Consider the following 1427-nt stretch of genomic DNA (forward strand, 5'->3'; position numbering starts at 1 on the left):
CCGGGTACGACCACCCATCCGCCGAGGCCCGCCATGCCCTCTTCCGCCGCCGCCCCCGCCGCCAAACCCGTCTCGCCCCGCCCCATCGGCCTGGTGCTGACCGGCGGCGGGGCCCGCGCGGCCTACCAGGTGGGCGTGCTGGAGGCGATCTCCGACCTGCGCATGGCGTGCGGCGCGGGGCGCGAACCCAACCCGTTTCCGATCATCACCGGTACCTCGGCCGGCGCCATCAACGCGGCCGCCCTCGCCTGCGGGGCGGACCAGTTCGACCGGGCCGTGCGCCGCATCGCCCGCGTGTGGCGCAATTTCCACGCGCAACAGGTGTACCGGGCCGACTCGCTGAGCGTGATGCGCAGCGGCGCGGGCTGGCTCACCCTGATGTCGCTGGGCTGGCTGCTGGCGCGCTGGCGGCGCATGCGGCCGCGCTCGCTGCTGGACAACTCGCCGCTCACCGGCCTGCTCACGCAACTGGTGCCGCTGGTGCGGCTGCCCCGGCTGATCCGCCAGGGGCACCTGCAGGCGCTGGCCATCACCGCCTCCAGCTACAGCTCCGGCGAGCACGTGACCTTCTTCGAGGCCGCGCAGGCGCAGCAGCCCTGGGTGCGCTCGCAGCGCAAGGCCACGCGCGACCGCATCACGCACGACCACCTGCTGGCGTCGTCGGCCATTCCGTTCGTCTTTCCCGCCACGGCGCTGGGCATCGACGGCCACACCGAATACTTCGGCGACGGATCGATGCGGCAGTCCGCCCCGATCGCGCCGGCCATCCATCTGGGCGCCGAACGCATCCTGGTGGTGGGCGCGGGCCGCATGCACGAACCGGCGGGCGAGGCGCTGCACAGCGACGCGCCGGCCTACCCGTCGCTCGCGCAGATCGCCGGGCACACGCTGTCCAACATCTTCCTGGATGCCCTGTCGGTGGATGTGGAGCGCGCCCAGCGCATCAACCAGACGCTGTCCCTCATCCCGCCCGAAGTGCGTGCGCACAGCCCCTTGCGCCCGCTGGAACTGCTGGTGATCGCGCCTTCGCAGCGCCTGGATGCGGTGGCCGCCCGCTACGTGGGCGAGCTGCCCCGCCCCATCCGCACGCTGCTGGGCGGCCTGGGCGTGACCTCCAACATGCAGGACGTGCGCGGCGCCGCGCTGGCCAGCTACCTGCTGTTCGAGGCCGGCTACACGCGCGAACTCATGGCCCTCGGACGCGCGGACGCCCTGGCGCGCCGCAGCGAGATCTGCCGCTTCTTCGGCTGGGCCGACGCGGGCAACGCGGTGCGGGCGCCTGCCGCTTGAGCCCGCACACCCGGCCCGGAGTCACCCCTCCTGTCGGAGCCAACCGATGCCCTTCGCCGCCCCGCCCCCACTTCCCATCGGCCATCGCCCGCACGGCCCGCACCGGCCTGGCGGCGGCCGCGATCGCCGCGCTGACC

General features: G+C 73.9%; 1 protein-coding gene. It reads left to right on the forward strand.

The genetic code is table 11. The features are described from left to right. Window positions 1-33: 33 nt before the first annotated feature. Window positions 34-1290, forward strand: a complete 1257-nt coding sequence (locus AC27IQ_RS24550; RefSeq protein ID WP_284427774.1) for a patatin-like phospholipase family protein — start codon at window positions 34-36, stop codon at window positions 1288-1290. Window positions 1291-1427 lie beyond the last annotated feature (137 nt).

The sequence above is a fragment of the Acidovorax sp. KPB24-07 genome (assembly GCF_057543315.1).

Bases quoted from the DNA above. Each gene is read 5' to 3' on its own strand.
- AC27IQ_RS24550 (WP_284427774.1), top strand. From the start codon at position 34: ATGCCCTCTTCCGCCGCCGCCCCCGCCGCCAAACCCGTCTCGCCCCGC.